Source organism: Pseudomonas sp. UMAB-40, from assembly GCF_900095275.1.
Lineage (GTDB): Bacteria > Pseudomonadota > Gammaproteobacteria > Pseudomonadales > Pseudomonadaceae > Aquipseudomonas > Aquipseudomonas mandelii_B.
In genome coordinates, this window is sequence record NZ_LT607551.1 from 433952 (window position 1) to 450043 (window position 16092).

The 16092-nt window shown below is 60.2% G+C and carries 13 protein-coding genes; 10 read left to right on the plus strand and 3 right to left on the minus strand.

The window, feature by feature from the left end; genetic code table 11:
* Positions 1 to 29: 29 nt before the first annotated feature.
* The 9 genes from rpsF to K0F88_RS01975 all read left to right on the plus strand — a co-directional run bounded on the left by rpsF (position 30) and on the right by K0F88_RS01975 (position 13245).
* Positions 30 to 452, plus strand: a complete 423-nt coding sequence (rpsF, locus tag K0F88_RS01935) for a 30S ribosomal protein S6 (RefSeq protein WP_003236224.1) — start codon at positions 30 to 32, stop codon at positions 450 to 452.
* A gap of 28 nt (positions 453 to 480) precedes the next feature.
* Positions 481 to 711 (plus strand): 30S ribosomal protein S18, encoded by a 231-nt coding sequence (rpsR, locus tag K0F88_RS01940; protein ID WP_002551829.1) that lies wholly within the window; start codon positions 481 to 483, stop codon positions 709 to 711.
* Positions 712 to 747: 36 nt separating this feature from the next.
* Positions 748 to 1641, plus strand: coding sequence for a hypothetical protein (locus K0F88_RS01945; RefSeq protein ID WP_219093637.1), 894 nt, complete (start codon positions 748 to 750; stop codon positions 1639 to 1641).
* 19 nt (positions 1642 to 1660) lie between these two features.
* Complete coding sequence (gene rplI, locus K0F88_RS01950; protein WP_003197251.1) at positions 1661 to 2107, plus strand: 50S ribosomal protein L9; 447 nt, start codon at positions 1661 to 1663, stop codon at positions 2105 to 2107.
* A gap of 109 nt (positions 2108 to 2216) precedes the next feature.
* The gene (dnaB, locus tag K0F88_RS01955) at positions 2217 to 3611 is read left to right on the plus strand and encodes a replicative DNA helicase (protein WP_045061826.1); all 1395 of its coding nucleotides are present in this window, start codon (positions 2217 to 2219) and stop codon (positions 3609 to 3611) included.
* A 191-nt stretch (positions 3612 to 3802) separates the two neighbouring features.
* The gene (locus K0F88_RS01960) at positions 3803 to 6106 is read left to right on the plus strand and encodes a YgiQ family radical SAM protein (RefSeq protein ID WP_219093640.1); all 2304 of its coding nucleotides are present in this window, start codon (positions 3803 to 3805) and stop codon (positions 6104 to 6106) included.
* A gap of 398 nt (positions 6107 to 6504) precedes the next feature.
* Positions 6505 to 9780 carry a DUF2126 domain-containing protein gene (locus tag K0F88_RS01965; protein ID WP_219093643.1) on the plus strand — a complete coding sequence of 1092 codons (3276 nt, stop codon included), beginning with the start codon at positions 6505 to 6507 and terminating at the stop codon, positions 9778 to 9780.
* Positions 9781 to 9868: 88 nt separating this feature from the next.
* A complete protein-coding gene (locus K0F88_RS01970; RefSeq protein WP_219093646.1) occupies positions 9869 to 12355 on the plus strand; it encodes a circularly permuted type 2 ATP-grasp protein in 2487 nt (828 codons plus the stop codon).
* Complete coding sequence (locus K0F88_RS01975) at positions 12355 to 13245, plus strand: transglutaminase family protein (protein ID WP_219093649.1); 891 nt, start codon at positions 12355 to 12357, stop codon at positions 13243 to 13245. Before K0F88_RS01970 ends, K0F88_RS01975 begins: the two co-directional genes overlap by 1 nt.
* 219 nt (positions 13246 to 13464) lie before the next feature.
* Here the strand turns inward: K0F88_RS01975 and K0F88_RS01980 are convergent, their stop codons facing one another.
* Together K0F88_RS01980 and K0F88_RS01985 are read right to left on the minus strand one after the other, a co-directional pair.
* The gene (locus K0F88_RS01980; RefSeq protein WP_007947526.1) at positions 13465 to 13653 is read right to left on the minus strand and encodes a hypothetical protein; all 189 of its coding nucleotides are present in this window, start codon (positions 13651 to 13653) and stop codon (positions 13465 to 13467) included.
* 68 nt (positions 13654 to 13721) lie between these two features.
* Positions 13722 to 14309 carry a TIGR00730 family Rossman fold protein gene (locus K0F88_RS01985; protein WP_219093652.1) on the minus strand — a complete coding sequence of 196 codons (588 nt, stop codon included), beginning with the start codon at positions 14307 to 14309 and terminating at the stop codon, positions 13722 to 13724.
* A gap of 343 nt (positions 14310 to 14652) precedes the next feature.
* On the opposite strand from K0F88_RS01985, the gene azu reads away from it, so the two are divergent.
* Positions 14653 to 15099 (plus strand): azurin, encoded by a 447-nt coding sequence (azu, locus tag K0F88_RS01990; RefSeq protein ID WP_219093655.1) that lies wholly within the window; start codon positions 14653 to 14655, stop codon positions 15097 to 15099.
* A 165-nt stretch (positions 15100 to 15264) separates the two neighbouring features.
* On the opposite strand, the gene nadE is transcribed toward azu, so the two are convergent.
* Positions 15265 to 16092, minus strand: coding sequence for an ammonia-dependent NAD(+) synthetase (gene nadE / locus K0F88_RS01995; RefSeq protein WP_219093658.1), 828 nt, complete (start codon positions 16090 to 16092; stop codon positions 15265 to 15267).

Here is a 16092-nt window from a genome sequence, read left to right on the forward strand (position 1 = left end):
CGGCAGGCTACAACCCGTAAGGAGCATTCATGCGTCATTACGAAATCATCTTTTTGGTCCACCCGGATCAAAGCGAGCAAGTCGGCGGCATGGTAGAGCGTTACACCAAGCTGATCGAAGAAGACGGCGGCAAAATCCACCGTCTGGAAGATTGGGGCCGTCGTCAACTGGCCTACGCAATCAACAATGTTCACAAGGCTCACTACGTGATGCTGAACGTTGAGTGCACTGGCAAGGCCCTGGCCGAGCTGGAAGACAACTTCCGCTACAACGATGCAGTGATCCGTAACCTGGTCATCCGTCGCGAAGAAGCCGTTACCGGCCAATCCGAGATGCTCAAGGCTGAAGAAAACCGCAGTGAGCGCCGTGAGCGTCGCGACCGTCCTGAGCACGAAGGCGCTGATAGCGCTGATAGTGATGACAGCGACAACAGCGATAACGCTGACGAGTAATCCACGGACCTTTTAAGGAGCCTATCAAATGGCACGTTTCTTCCGTCGTCGTAAATTCTGCCGCTTCACCGCTGAAGACGTGAAAGAGATCGATTACAAAGATCTCAACACTCTGAAAGCCTACGTATCCGAGACCGGCAAAATCGTTCCAAGCCGCATCACCGGTACCAAAGCTCGTTATCAGCGTCAGCTGGCCACCGCTATCAAGCGCGCCCGCTTCCTGGCCCTGCTGGCCTACACCGACAGCCACGGCCGCTGAGACCGGGCAGTCGACACGTAGCAAAGGATTGAATGCATGCGCGCCTTAGCTGAGTTCATCATGCGCGGCCGTATGCAGGCCACTCTGGTAGTGGCTGGATGCGCAATATTGCCGTTGTTGTATTGGTTGGGTGCTGCCGCTGGATGCCTCGTGCTCCTGCGGCGCGGATTGAAGGACGCCATTGGCGTACTTGCTCTGGGACTGCTGCCGGCGTTGATCTGGTGGCTTTACTCCGATGACCCACGGGCACTTCTGGTGCTGCTGGGGTCTTCGAGCCTTGCGTTGGTTTTGCGCGCAAGCGAGTCCTGGAACCGCGTGCTGCTGGTCAGCATAGCGATGGGAGTGGTGTTTGCAGTGGTGCTGGGGACAGTTTTTGCTCCCCAAATCGAGATGCTGGCGCAGGCTTTGATAAAAGTCATGCCGTCGCTACTCGGTGATGTCTACCAGAAGTTGTCGGTAGACGAGCAAGCGCATTTTGCGTCCCTGATTGCACCGGTCCTGACCGGCCTGATTGCGGCCTTGTTGCAAATCGTCAGTGTGCTGAGCCTGATTGTCGGGCGCTACTGGCAGGCGTTGTTGTACAACCCGGGTGGTTTTGGTCGCGAGTTTCGCGCCATCCGATTCCCGCTTTTACCAGCGATGTTGCTGCTGGCGTTCATGCTTCTGGGGCCGAATATCGGTCCACAGATGGCCATGTTGACGCCGTTGTGCAGCGTACCGCTGGTGTTCGCCGGGCTGGCCCTGATTCACGGGCTGGTGGCGCAAAAGCGACTGGCCAGGTTCTGGCTGGTGGGGTTGTACGTCACGCTGTTGCTGTTCATGCAGCTGATCTATCCGTTGCTGGTGGTCTTGGCCATCGTCGACAGCCTGATTGATTTTCGCGGTCGTTCGGCACCGAAAGATGCCGATAGCGCGAACGGTGAAGGTTAAAAGTTAAGAGGATTTTCACATGCAACTGATCCTTCTGGAAAAAGTCACCAACCTGGGCAACCTGGGTGACAAAGTAAACGTTAAGGCTGGTTACGGTCGTAACTACCTGCTGCCTTACGGCAAAGCTACCGCTGCGACCGCTGCCAACCTGGCTGCGTTCGAAGAGCGTCGCGCTGAGCTGGAAAAAGCCGCAGCAGACCGTAAAACTTCGGCTGAAAGCCGTGCCGCCCAACTGGCTGAGCTGGAAGTGACTATCACTGCCACCGCTGGTGACGAAGGCAAGCTGTTCGGTTCGATCGGTACTCACGACATCGCTGATGCACTGACCGCCTCTGGCGTTGAAGTGGCAAAAAGCGAAGTTCGTCTGCCGAACGGCACCATCCGCAACGTAGGTGAATTCGACGTAGCCGTGCACCTGCACGCCGAAGTTGAAGCCACTGTACGCGTTGTCGTGGTAGCAGCTTAAGCAGCACTTGATCGGCTGGCGGCTTGCCCGTCAGACGGTTAACATCGGGCACGATCCTGTTTACAGGTCGTGCCTTTTGTTTTTCTGAAATTCCTAATTCCAAGTGGCCATGAACGATATCTCCGCTCCTGAGCAATACGATCTGCAAACCGCTGCCCTGAAGGTGCCGCCGCATTCCATCGAGGCCGAACAGGCCGTGCTCGGTGGTTTGATGCTGGACAACAACGCCTGGGAACGCGTGTTGGATCAAGTGTCGGACGGCGATTTCTATCGGCATGACCACCGTCTGATCTTCCGTGCGATCGCCAAGCTCGCCGACCAGAACTCCCCCATCGACGTCGTGACCCTTGCCGAGCAATTGGACAAGGAAGGTCAGACCTCGCAGGTCGGTGGCCTCGGTTACCTGGGTGAACTGGCGAAAAACACGCCGTCCGTCGCCAACATCAAAGCCTATGCGCAGATCGTCCGTGCGCGGGCGACCTTGCGACAGCTGATCGGCATTGCTTCCGAAATCGCCGACAGTGCCTTCAACCCGGAAGGGCGCACGGCGGAAGAGATTCTCGACGAAGCCGAACGGCAGATCTTCCAGATCGCCGAGGCCCGGCCAAAAACCGGCGGCCCGGTGAGCGTGAATGACCTGCTAACCAAGGCCATCGACCGCATCGACACCTTGTTCAACACCGACAACGCCATCACCGGCCTGTCCACCGGCTACACCGACCTCGACGGGATGACCAGCGGCCTGCAACCGTCTGACCTGATCATCGTCGCCGGCCGTCCGTCCATGGGTAAAACCACCTTTGCGATGAACCTGGTGGAAAACGCCGTGTTGCGCAGTGACAAGTGCGTTTTGGTTTACTCGCTCGAGATGCCAGGCGAATCGCTGATCATGCGTATGTTGTCGTCCCTGGGCCGTATCGACCAGACCAAGGTCCGTGCCGGTCGCCTGGACGACGACGATTGGCCGCGCCTGACGTCGGCGGTCAATCTGCTGAATGATCGCAAGCTGTTCATCGACGATACGGCCGGTATCAGCCCGTCAGAAATGCGTGCGCGGACCCGGCGTCTGGTGCGTGAGCACGGCGATGTTGCCTTGATCATGATCGACTACCTGCAATTGATGCAGATCCCGGGGTCGGGCGGCGACAATCGGACCAACGAGATTTCCGAAATCTCCCGTTCCTTGAAAGCACTGGCCAAGGAATTCAACTGCCCGGTGGTGGCGTTGTCCCAGCTCAACCGCTCCCTGGAGCAGCGCCCGAACAAGCGCCCGATCAACTCCGACCTCCGGGAATCCGGAGCGATCGAGCAGGATGCTGACGTGATCATGTTCGTGTACCGGGATGAGGTGTACCACCCGGAGACGGAGCATAAAGGCATCGCCGAGATCATCATCGGCAAGCAGCGAAACGGCCCGATCGGCACGTCGCGGCTGGCGTTCATCGGCAAGTACACCCGCTTCGAAAACCTCGCGCCGGGCAGCTATAACTTCGACGACGAATAACCCTGTGGGAGCGGGCTTGCTCGCGAAGGCGCCGTGTCAGACAACATCACTGTCAACTGACACATCGCTTTCGCGAGCAAGCCCGCTCCCACAAGGGTTAGTCGCAATTTCCGACCATAGCCGTCGGAATTGGTTATTTTTTGTGCTATATTCCGCGCCCGCGATTTTTCATCTCAACACCGGTCATCGTCATGCAAACAGCCAAGCCGTTATTTGACTATCCCAAGTACTGGGCCGAATGTTTCGGTCCAGCGCCATTCCTGCCGATGAGCAGGGAGGAGATGGATCAGCTTGGCTGGGATTCATGCGACATCATCATCGTCACCGGTGATGCCTACGTTGACCATCCGTCGTTCGGCATGGCAATCATCGGCCGGCTGCTGGAGTCGCAAGGCTTTCGCGTCGGGATCATTGCCCAGCCAAACTGGCAGTCCAAAGACGACTTCATGAAGCTCGGCGAGCCGAACCTGTTTTTCGGCGTCGCGGCCGGCAACATGGATTCGATGATCAACCGCTACACTGCCGACAAGAAAATCCGTTCCGACGACGCCTACACCCCCGGTGGCCTGGCGGGCAAACGTCCGGACCGCGCGAGCCTGGTTTACAGCCAGCGCTGCAAGGAAGCCTACAATCACGTGCCAATCGTGCTTGGTGGCATCGAAGCTTCCCTGCGCCGCATCGCCCACTACGATTACTGGCAGGACCGGGTGCGCAACTCGATCCTGATCGACGCCTGCGCCGACATCCTGCTCTACGGCAACGCCGAGCGTGCGATCGTCGAAGTCGCCCAGCGTCTGTCGTACGGTCACAAGATCGAAGACATCACCGACGTGCGCGGCACCGCGTTCATTCGTCGTGACACGCCGAAAGACTGGTACGAAGTCGACTCCACGCGCATCGACCGTCCGGGCAAGGTCGACAAGATCATCAACCCGTACGTGAACACCCAGGACACCCAGGCTTGCGCCATCGAGCAGGAAAAAGGCCCGGTTGAAGATCCGGAAGAAGCAAAGGTCGTGCAGATCCTGGCCAGCCCGAAAATGACCCGCGACAAAACCGTGATTCGTCTGCCCTCGGTTGAGAAAGTCCGTGGCGACGCGGTTCTGTACGCTCACGCCAACCGCGTGCTTCACCTGGAAACCAATCCGGGCAACGCCCGCGCGCTGGTGCAGAAGCATGGCGAAGTCGACGTCTGGTTCAACCCGCCGCCGATTCCGATGACCACTGAAGAAATGGACTACGTGTTCGGCATGCCCTATGCGCGCATTCCGCACCCGGCGTATGGCAAGGAAAAAATCCCGGCCTACGACATGATCCGCTTCTCGGTGAACATCATGCGTGGCTGCTTCGGTGGCTGCACGTTCTGCTCGATCACCGAGCACGAAGGCCGGATCATCCAGAACCGTTCCGAAGAGTCGATCATTCGCGAAATCGAAGAGATCCGCGACAAGGTCCCAGGTTTCACCGGCGTCATTTCCGACCTCGGCGGCCCGACCGCGAACATGTACCGCATTGCCTGCAAGAGCCCGGAAATCGAATCCGCGTGCCGCAAGCCGTCGTGCGTGTTCCCGGGCATCTGCCCGAACCTGAACACCGATCACTCGTCGCTGATCCAGCTCTATCGCAGTGCCCGTGCCTTGCCGGGTGTGAAGAAGATCCTGATCGCGTCCGGCCTGCGCTATGACCTCGCGGTCGAGTCGCCGGAATACGTCAAAGAGCTGGTGACTCACCACGTCGGTGGTTACCTGAAGATTGCCCCGGAACACACCGAGGAAGGTCCGCTCAACCAGATGATGAAACCGGGCATCGGCAGCTATGACAAGTTCAAGCGCATGTTCGAGAAGTACTCCAAGGAAGCCGGGAAAGAGCAGTACCTGATTCCATACTTCATCGCCGCTCACCCGGGCACCACCGATGAAGACATGATGAACCTGGCCCTGTGGCTCAAGGGCAACGGCTTCCGCGCCGACCAGGTGCAGGCGTTCTACCCGTCGCCGATGGCCACCGCCACCGCGATGTACCATTCGGGCAAGAACCCGCTGCGCAAAGTCACTTACAAGAGTGACGCCGTGACCATCGTCAAGAGCGAAGAGCAGCGTCGCCTGCACAAGGCGTTCTTGCGTTATCACGACCCGAAAGGCTGGCCGATGCTGCGTGAAGCGCTGACCCGCATGGGCCGCGCCGACCTGATCGGGCCGGGCAAGAACCAGTTGATCCCGCTGCATCAACCGGCGACCGACAGCTACCAGAGCGCCCGTCGCAAGAACTCGACACCGGCCGGCAGCCACAAGGTTGCAGGGGAAAAGACCACCAAGATCCTGACCCAGCACACCGGCCTGCCACCGCGTGCCAGCGATGGCGGCAATCCGTGGGACAAGCGTGAACAGGCCAAGGCGGCGGCATTCGCCCGCAACCAGCAGGCGGCCAAGGATCGCAAGGACGCGGCCAAAGGCAAAGGGCCCAAGCCTGCGCGTAAGCCGGTTGTACCGCGCTAAACGCTGACCGCTGATAACAGAACGCCAACCTTCGGGTTGGCGTTTTGCGTTGTGCGCCACGGAAAACCGGAGCGACGGGCCGGAAGCTGTGTTGGGGCAACTGGCCTCTTCGCGGGCAAGCCCGCTCCCACAGTGTTCGAGGTTGCTCCCAATTCTGTGTTCACAGCAGATCCCTGTGGGAGTGGGCTTGCCCGCGAAGAGGCCGGTACAGCCGCAGCAAATTCAGCTGACAGCCCACTGGCCGCAACATTTCCGTGCAACTCCTTCCAACCAATTTCCCGCATCGCCCGATTTTGGTGCTGTACTGCCTCAAGCAACCGAAGAAAGCGCCAGCGCCGCTGGATGGCATAAGTCTTGCGCGCTTTCCCAATACGCTTAAGGCTCGCAGGAGGCACGCCGTGTCGATTCATGTCGCATTGCACCACGTCACGCATTACCGCTACGACCGCGCCGTCGAGCTCGGTCCGCAAATCGTTCGCCTGCGCCCGGCCGCCCACAGTCGCACGCGGATTCTGTCCTATGCGCTGAAAGTCACCCCCGAGCAGCATTTCATCAACTGGCAGCAGGACCCCCAGGGCAATTACCTGGCGCGGTTGGTGTTCCCGGAGAAAACCGATGAGCTGCGCATCGAGGTCGATCTGCTGGCGGAAATGGCGGTGTTCAATCCGTTCGACTTCTTCCTCGAGCCCTATGCGGAAAAGATCCCGTTCACCTACGCCGCGGACGAGCGCAAGGAACTGGCGCCGTACCTGGAAACCCTGCCGCTGACGCCGAAGTTCAAGGCCTATCTGGACGGCATCGACCGCACGCCGCTGCCGAGCGTGGATTTCCTGGTGGCGCTCAATCAGCGCCTGAGCGAAGACATCGGCTACCTGATCCGCATGGAGCCGGGGGTGCAGACACCCGAGCACACCCTTGAACATGCTTCCGGTTCCTGCCGTGACTCGGCGTGGCTGCTGGTGCAATTGCTGCGCAACCTCGGGCTGGCGGCGCGTTTCGTCTCCGGCTACCTGATTCAGCTGACCGCCGACGTCAAAAGCCTCGATGGCCCCTCGGGCACGGAAGTGGATTTCACCGACCTGCACGCCTGGTGCGAGGTCTATTTGCCCGGTGCCGGCTGGATCGGCCTGGACGCGACGTCAGGGCTGTTTGCCGGTGAAGGACACATTCCGTTGGCGTGCAGCCCCGATCCGGGCTCTGCGGCACCGATCAGTGGCCTGGTGGAACCGTGCGAGTGCGAATTCACTCATGAAATGTCCGTGGAGCGGATCTGGGAAGCGCCCCGGGTCACCAAGCCCTACACCGAAGACCAGTGGCTGGCGATTCAGGCGCTGGGGCGGCAGATCGATGCCGACCTGCTGGAGGGCGACGTGCGCCTGACCATGGGCGGCGAGCCGACGTTTGTTTCCATTGACGATCCGGACGGTGCCGAGTGGAACACCGCCGCGCTCGGGCCGGACAAGCGTCGACTGTCTGCCGAATTGTTCCAGCGCATGCGTAAACACTACGCGCCCAAAGGCCTGGTGCATTTCGGTCAGGGCAAGTGGTACCCCGGCGAGCAACTGCCGCGCTGGTCGCTGAACTGCTATTGGCGGCGCGATGGCGTGCCGATCTGGCACAACAGCGCGCTGATTGCCGATGAGCAGCAAGACTACGGCGCCGATGGCGAGTTGGCCGGGCGTTTTCTATCGAGTGTCGCCGAACGCCTGAACATTCCGACACGTTTTGTTTTCCCCGCCTACGAAGACAATTTCTATTACCTCTGGCGCGAAGGCACGTTGCCGCTGAACGTCAGCGCTGAAGATTCACGTCTCGAAGAACCGTTGGAGCGGGCGCGCCTGCGTAAAGTCTTCAGCCAGGGCCTGGACAAGGTGATCGGCCAGGTCCTGCCACTGGCGCGCACCGCCAAGGGCGATCAATGGCAAACCGGTCGCTGGTACCTGCGTGACGAGCATTGTCGGCTAGTGCCGGGGGATTCGCCGCTGGGTTATCGCTTGCCGCTGGCTTCACAGCCTTGGGTGAAAGCGGCCGAATATCCGTTCATTTACCCGAACGACCCCAACCAGGAATTCCCCGCGCTTCCGGACACTCAGCAGTTGAACAGCCCGGGCACGCCGGCCGAAGCGCTCGAGCGCGATCTGGAGGTCGATGAATCCGCCGATTGGCTGACCCGCACCGCGTTCTGCGCCGAGGCTCGGGAAGGGCGGTTGTACCTGTTCATGCCGCCGCTGGAACGGGTCGAGGACTATCTGGAACTGGTCACCGCAATCGAGGCCACGGCCCAGGAAATGCATTGCCCGGTGTTACTCGAAGGCTACGAGCCACCGAGCGATCCACGCCTGAGCAACTTCCGCATTACTCCCGATCCGGGCGTGATCGAGGTCAACGTGCAGCCATCCGCTACGTGGGATGAGCTGGTCGAGCGCACCGAGTTTCTCTACGAAGAAGCGCGCCAGACCCGACTGACCACCGAGAAATTCATGATCGATGGCCGGCACACCGGCACGGGCGGCGGCAACCATTTCGTCCTCGGTGGCGCGACACCGGCTGACTCACCGTTTCTGCGCCGTCCCGATCTGCTGCGCAGCCTGATCAGTTACTGGCATAACCACCCGTCCTTGTCCTACCTGTTTTCCGGATTGTTCATCGGCCCGACGTCCCAGGCGCCGCGTGTCGATGAAGCGCGCAACGATGCCTTGTACGAACTGGAAATCGCCTTCGCCCAGATGCCCGAACCGGGCGAGGAGTGCGCGCCGTGGCTGGTCGACCGGTTGCTGCGCAACTTGCTGATCGACGTGACGGGCAACACGCACCGCGCCGAGTTCTGCATCGACAAGCTCTATTCGCCGGATGGCGCGACGGGGCGGCTTGGATTGCTCGAATTGCGCGCCTTTGAAATGCCACCGCATGCGCGCATGAGCCTGGCGCAACAGTTGCTGCTGCGGGCGCTGGTGGCGCGGTTCTGGCGCGAGCCGTATGCGCCGCCGAAACTGGCCCGTTGGGGCACTGAGCTTCACGACCGGTTCCTGTTGCCACACTTTATCGAGCAGGATTTCGCCGATGTGATCGTCGATCTCAATGCCGCCGGTTATCCCGTGCGGGCGGAGTGGTTTGCCGCGCATCTGGAATTTCGTTTTCCCAAGGTCGGCGATTACGCGGTCAGCGGCATCGAGTTGGAAGTGCGTCAGGCGCTGGAACCTTGGCATGTGCTGGGTGAGGAGGGCGCGGTCGGCGGCACGGTGCGCTACGTGGATTCGTCCCTGGAACGCTTGCAGGTGAAGCTCACCGGTCTGGCACCGCAGCGCTATTTGCTGACCTGCAACGGCGTTCCCGTGCCCTTGCAGCCGACCGGACGCGTCGGCGAGTTCGTCGCTGGCGTGCGCTTCCGTGCCTGGCAACCGGCCAACTGCCTGCAACCGACCATTCCGGTCCACGCGCCGTTGGTGTTCGACTTGCTCGACACCTGGATGCAGCGCTCGCTGGGGGGCTGTCAGTACCACGTCGCCCATCCGGGCGGGCGCAATTACGACAGCTTGCCGGTGAATGCCAATGAGGCCGAGAGCCGACGGATGGCGCGTTTCTTCCGCATCGGACACAGCCCGGGGAAACTTCCGATACCGATTCTGGAAATTAATGACGAGCTGCCGATGACGCTCGATTTACGACGTTTCTAAACCGTACACGACGCTCGGATTTTTCGTCTATCCGGGCGTCATGAGCCTGCGTTAGTCTGACCGTTCTTTGCTGTCTGCCGAGCTTTCCATGCCTGACCTGCTAGACCGCTACCCGCTGACGGCGGGCACTTATCACGAACTGCTCGACGACAGCGGCGCCGTGCGCCCGCACTGGCGCCGGTTGTTCGACCAATTGCAACGCAGCACGCCAGCGCAATTGGTGCAGCGTCAGGCCCTGTTGACCCGGCAGATCCAGGAAAACGGCGTGACTTACAACGTCTACGCCGACCCCAAGGGCGCGGATCGGCCGTGGGAGCTCGACCTGCTGCCGCATGTGATTGCCGCTGATGAATGGCAGCAGTTATCGGCCGGGATCGCCCAGCGAGCTCGGCTGTTGAACGCCGTGCTAGCTGATCTCTACGGCCCGCAGCGGTTGATTGCCGAAGGGCTGCTGCCGGCTGAACTGGTATTCGGCCACAACAATTTTCTCTGGCCCTGTCAGGGCATCACGCCGCCGGACGGGGCCTTTCTGCATTTGTACGCCGTGGATCTGGCGCGCACGCCGGACGGTCGTTGGTGGGTGACGGCGGACCGGACTCAGGCACCCTCCGGCGCCGGTTATGCGCTGGAAAACCGCACCATCGTGTCCCGGGCCTTTCCCGAGTTGTACCGCGACCTGAAAGTGCAGCATCTGGCCGGGTTCTTCCGCACGCTTCAGGAAACCCTCGCCCGTCAGGCGCCAAGCGATGATGACGTGCCGCTGATCGTGTTGCTGACACCGGGGCGTTTCAACGAAAGCTATTTCGAACATTTGTACCTGGCACGCCAGCTCGGTTATCCGCTGGTAGAAGGTGGCGACCTGACGGTGCGCGATGCCACGGTTTACCTGAAGACCCTCAGTGGCCTGCGCCGGGTTCACGCGATCATGCGTCGGCTCGACGACGACTTCTGCGATCCGCTTGAGTTGCGTACCGATTCGGCACTCGGTGTGCCGGGTTTGCTCGAAGCCGTGCGGCAGGGGCGCGTATTGGTGGCGAATGCCCTCGGCAGCGGCGTACTGGAATCGCCGGGGTTGCTGGGCTTTCTGCCGAAGATCAATCAATTCCTGTTCGGCGAAGAACTGATCCTGCCGTCCATCGCGACCTGGTGGTGTGGCGAAGCGCCGGTACTGGCCCAGGCGTTGGAGAAGCTGCCGGAATTGCTGATCAAACCCGCGTTTCCATCACAGAGCTTCGCACCTGTATTTGGCCGCGATCTGAGTGAAAAACAGCGCCAGGCTCTGGCTGAGCGCATGCAGGCACGGCCTTACGCCTATGTTGCGCAAGAATTGGCGCAATTGTCCCAGGCGCCGATCTGGCAGGCCGAGGACGGTCAACTGCAACCGCGAGCCATCGGAATGCGTGTGTATGCAGTGGCCAGTCGCGACGGCTATCGAGTTTTGCCCGGCGGTTTGACCCGGGTGGCCGCCGAAGCAGACGCCGAGGTGGTATCGATGCAGCGCGGCGGTGCGAGCAAGGACACTTGGGTGTTGGGGGATCGTCCTCCCAGCGGCGAGCAATGGAAAACCCAGCGCACAATCGGTGTGCATGACCTGGTTCGACGCGATCCGTACCTGCCGTCGCGGGTGGTCGAGAACCTGTTCTGGTTCGGCCGCTATTGCGAACGGTGTGATGACAGCGCGCGATTGTTGCGGATCATGCTGGCGCGCTACGTCGATGGCGATGACCCGCAGGCTCTGGAAGCGGCGGTCGACCTCGGCGAGCGACTGAATCTGTTGCCAGACGAAGGTGAGTTGCCCGAGCGGCTGTTGGCGGCGCTACTCGGCGATGATTGGCCCTTCAGCCTGCGCTCCAACCTGCAGCGCTTGCAGTGGGCTGCCTCGCAAGTGCGCGGCAAGCTCTCGCGGGAAAACTGGCAGGCGCTGGTGGAGTTGCAGCGTGAAGCCATGGAGCTGGAAACCGAAGAGCCGGATTTCGGCGAGTTGCTGGATTTCCTGAACCGCTTGGTGATGTCCCTGGCGGCGCTGTCCGGTTTTGCCTTGGATGACATGACACGGGATGAAGGCTGGCGTTTTCTGATGATCGGTCGGCGGATCGAGCGCCTGCAATTTCTCAGTGCCAGCCTGGCGGCGTTTCTGCGCGGTGCCGGTGCCTTCGATCAGGCCGGGCTGGAGTGGCTGCTGGAACTGGGCAACAGCAGCATCACCTACCGCTCGCGGTACCTGGCGGTGGCGCAGTTGATTCCGGTGCTCGACCTTTTGCTGCTCGACGAGCAAAACCCTCATGCGGTGCTGTTCCAGTTGAAACTGGTGACCCGCACACTGAAACGCTTGAACGACGATTTCGGCGCGCCTCGCGAAGCGGGTCTGCCACAACTGGTGGAGCGCCTGGCGCGTTTCGATCTGGGTTGCCTGGAAAACTCGCTGTTCGGCGAAGCCAGCGTTCGCGCCGCCATCAACGGTCTGGCCGATTTGCTGCAGGGGATCGCCGATGCCAGCGGGCAAGTGTCGGATCGTCTGGCCTTGCGCCATTTCGCCCATGTCGATGATGTCAGCCAGCGCACGGTGTCCGTCTGATGAGCGCCCGTTACCAGATACTCCACGACACCCATTATCACTACGACAGCCCGGTGTCCCTGGCCCAGCAACTCGCACACCTGTGGCCACGGGCCTGTGCCTGGCAGCGATGCACCGAGCAGCACTTGCAGATCAGTCCCGACCCGACCGCGCGCCGGGATGAGCTGGATGTGTTTGGCAATCCGCTGACCCGGTTGGCGTTTGAGCGGCCGCACGATGAATTGCTGGTCAACGCCCGGCTTACGGTCGAGGTGCTGGCCCGGCCAACGCTGGATTTCAATCAATCCCCCGCGTGGGAAGAAACCCGCAATGCGCTGACCTACAGCAGCCGGCCGCTTTCTACAGCGTTACTGGAAGCGTGCCGTTACCGGTTCGAATCGCCCTATGTGCATTTGAAACGCAACTTTGTCGAGTTCTCGGAAAGCTGTTTTCCACCGGGGCGACCTTTGTTGCTGGGCGTCCAGGCGTTGATGGAGACGATCTTCAGCGAGTTCACCTTCGATGCCGAGGCGACGCAAGTGGCCACGCCATTGGTGGAAGTGCTGGAGCGTCGGCGCGGTGTCTGTCAGGACTTCGCGCACCTGATGCTCGCTTGCGTGCGTTCCCGTGGACTGGCGGCGCGTTACATCAGCGGGTACCTGCTGACCCAGCCACCGCCCGGCCAGCCACGACTGATCGGCGCCGATGCCTCGCATGCCTGGGTTTCAGTGTTTTGCCCGGTACTGGGCTGGGTGGATTTTGATCCGACCAACAATGTTCAACCGGCGCTGGAGCACATCACCCTGGCCTGGGGACGGGATTTTTCCGATGTGTCGCCGTTGCGTGGGGTGATTCTGGGGGGCGGCAGTCATGATCCCGAGGTGCGGGTGACGGTTATGCCACTGGAGTAACAGAAATCAAATGTGGGAGCGGGCTTGCTCGCGAAAGCGATCACACAGTCACATAGATGTTGGATGTGCCGCCGCTTTCGCGAGCAAGCCCGCTCCCACAAGGAAATGTGCAATTCTTGAGAAGGGGTGTTTCAAATTGGCCTGTGAGGGTCAGCAAGGAACTGCTGACCCTGGACACAGATCCGGTGGGCCTGATCAGATCATCGGGCCCTGAGGGTCTCAGGCGTCGGGCGCCTGATCTTTCGGTGCTTCAGTTTCGTCTGTAGCCACTTCGCCTTCGGCATCCGGGTTCAGTGCTGCTGCTTCTTCTTCAGCTGTAGCTTTCTTGCGCTGAAGCTTTTCCTCTTTCTTCTGCTCCTTGGCCAAGTCTCTCTGACGTTTGGCGAAGGAATAATTAGGTTTAGCCATGGGCGATCCTCTGGGGTCGAAGGTGAGGTTGAGCGGCGCATATTCTGCCCTGTATCGGGACCGAGCCGTTAGCTGGGTTTTTGCTCTGTCCATTTGGGCACCACTGTCGGCTGCCAAGCGTCCAGCGCATCGATCAGGGTTTGCGGCGATTCGCTCACTTGCAGCATGTCACGGTGCGCTTCGCGAACGAAGCCTTCGCCGACGATATGATCAAGAAAACCGGTCAATTTGCTGTAGAAACCGTTCACTTCCAGCAACCCGAGCGGTTTGCCGTGGTAGCCGAGCTGGCCCCAGGTCCAGACTTCGAACAGTTCTTCCAGGGTGCCGAGTCCACCGGGCAGCGCAATGAAGGCGTCGCTGAGCTCTGCCATCCGCGCCTTTCGCGCATGCATGCCGTCGACCACTTCCAGACGCGTCAGGCCGCTGTGGCCGATTTCCTTGTCTTTGAGGCTTTGCGGAATGATCCCGATCACTTCGCCACCGACTGCCAGTGCCGCATCGGCGACGATGCCCATCAGCCCGACGGCGCCGCCGCCACAGACCAGGGTCAGCTTGCGCTCGGCCAATGCTCGCCCGAGGGCGACAGCCGCTTCACGATAAGCCGGATTGGTGCCGGTGCTGGCACCGCAAAATACACAAATGGACGCTAAAGACATGCCTTACTCCACGGTCAGGATGGCCACAGAGTAAAGCCACGCGAGCGGCGCTCCAAGGTCTAAACTTCGCGTTCAGGTGTTTCGTAGGTGCCGCTGGCGCCGCAGGCATAGGCGGCGAGCAAACTGCGCAACAGGCTGTTAAAGGACATGACAGGCGCTCCAGATGAGGGATGACGGCCTGATGATAGGGCCGGGCCAGGCGTCTGGCTGGTAGATTGTTTCGATAGGTGTCATAGCCCGAAAGTTGTATACAATTTTTGATTCAGGTCATAGGAACTTGCGAAGTTTTCAGGCAGTCTTCTGTCCATTCGCACTTTTGTTAACCCTGCCTTGGAGATTCACCATGTTTGCCAAACTTGTTGCGGTATCCCTGCTGACACTGGCCAGCAGCCAACTGATGGCTGCCGAATGCAAGGTCACTGTCGACTCCACTGACCAGATGTCTTTCGATACCAAGGACATCGCCATCGACAAGAGCTGCAAGACTTTCACCGTGGAATTGAAGCACTCCGGCAGCCTGCCGAAAAATGTCATGGGGCATAACTGGGTGCTGAGCAAAACTGCTGATATGCAGCCGATCGCAACCGACGGCCTGGCTGCCGGTATTGACAAGAACTACTTGAAAGAAGGTGATACACGCATCATTGCCCACACCAAAATCATTGGTGCTGGCGAAACCGATTCGGTGACCTTTGACGTATCGAAACTGGCAGCTGGCGAAAGCTACGGCTTTTTCTGCTCGTTCCCGGGCCACATCTCGATGATGAAAGGTACGGTTACCCTGAAGTAATCGATTCGAGTACATAAAAAAAGCGTCCCGATTGGGACGCTTTTTTTGGCCTGACGAAAGACCGAGTCATCGTTCTTCGCGGGCAAGCCTCGCTCCCACAAGGACAGCGCTGATCCTGTGGGAGCGAGCTTGCTCGCGATGGCGTCATTACAGACGCCAATAGTTTCAAGGTGCGAAAGGCATCACCCGCTTGTGATGCGTCTTCTTATACGTATCGCAAATAATCTTGAACGCTTCCTCTCGCACCGGCTTACCGTGCAGGAATGCGTCGATCTCTGCATAGGTCACGCCGTGGGACGCTTCGTCCGGTTTGCCCGGCGACAGGTCTTCCAGGTCGGCAGTCGGGATTTTTTCAACCAGCGATTCCGGCGCGCCGAAACTACGGGCAATGTCTCGAACCTGGTTTTTCACCAGACCACTCAACGGGGCAAGGTCGCAGGCGCCATCACCGAACTTGGTGAAGAAACCCATCACCGCTTCCGCCGCGTGGTCGGTACCGATGACCAGCCCGTGCGCCGCGCCGGCGATGGTGTACTGGGCGACCATGCGCATCCGCGCCTTGGTGTTGCCAAGCACGAAATCCACCGAGACCGCGTGCTTGCCTTCGAAGGCCGCCACTTCATTGGCCAGGGATTTCACTGCCGGGCCGATGTTCACAGTGTGACGTTCGTCCGGGGCGATGAAATCCACCGAGGCTTGGGCATCGTGTTCATCGAACTGGGTTTCGTAAGGCAGGCGCACGGCGATGAACTTGTAGCTTTTGTCGCTGGTTTGCTCGCGCAACTCACGCATGGCGCGTTGGGCCAGCAGGCCGGCGGTCAGCGAATCGACGCCGCCGCTGATGCCGAGCACCAGGGTCTTGAGCCCGGAATTGACCAGGCAATCCTGAATGAAGCTGACCCGCCGGGCGACTTCGGCCTCGAGGGCGGCGTGGTCGGCGAATGGCGGCTGAACCTTGAGCTGCTCAGCAATCTCACGCTGTACGGCTTGCAT

Coding starts and splice junctions, on each gene's coding strand:
- nadE (WP_219093658.1), bottom strand. CDS start 16,092: ATGCAAGCCGTACAGCGTGAGATTGCTGAGCAGCTCAAGGTTCAGCCG.
- K0F88_RS01985 (WP_219093652.1), bottom strand. CDS start 14,309: ATGTCTTTAGCGTCCATTTGTGTATTTTGCGGTGCCAGCACCGGCACC.
- K0F88_RS01980 (WP_007947526.1), bottom strand. CDS start 13,653: ATGGCTAAACCTAATTATTCCTTCGCCAAACGTCAGAGAGACTTGGCC.
- rpsR (WP_002551829.1), top strand. CDS start 481: ATGGCACGTTTCTTCCGTCGTCGTAAATTCTGCCGCTTCACCGCTGAA.
- dnaB (WP_045061826.1), top strand. CDS start 2,217: ATGAACGATATCTCCGCTCCTGAGCAATACGATCTGCAAACCGCTGCC.
- K0F88_RS01960 (WP_219093640.1), top strand. CDS start 3,803: ATGCAAACAGCCAAGCCGTTATTTGACTATCCCAAGTACTGGGCCGAA.
- azu (WP_219093655.1), top strand. CDS start 14,653: ATGTTTGCCAAACTTGTTGCGGTATCCCTGCTGACACTGGCCAGCAGC.
- rpsF (WP_003236224.1), top strand. CDS start 30: ATGCGTCATTACGAAATCATCTTTTTGGTCCACCCGGATCAAAGCGAG.
- rplI (WP_003197251.1), top strand. CDS start 1,661: ATGCAACTGATCCTTCTGGAAAAAGTCACCAACCTGGGCAACCTGGGT.
- K0F88_RS01945 (WP_219093637.1), top strand. CDS start 748: ATGCGCGCCTTAGCTGAGTTCATCATGCGCGGCCGTATGCAGGCCACT.
- K0F88_RS01970 (WP_219093646.1), top strand. CDS start 9,869: ATGCCTGACCTGCTAGACCGCTACCCGCTGACGGCGGGCACTTATCAC.
- K0F88_RS01975 (WP_219093649.1), top strand. CDS start 12,355: ATGAGCGCCCGTTACCAGATACTCCACGACACCCATTATCACTACGAC.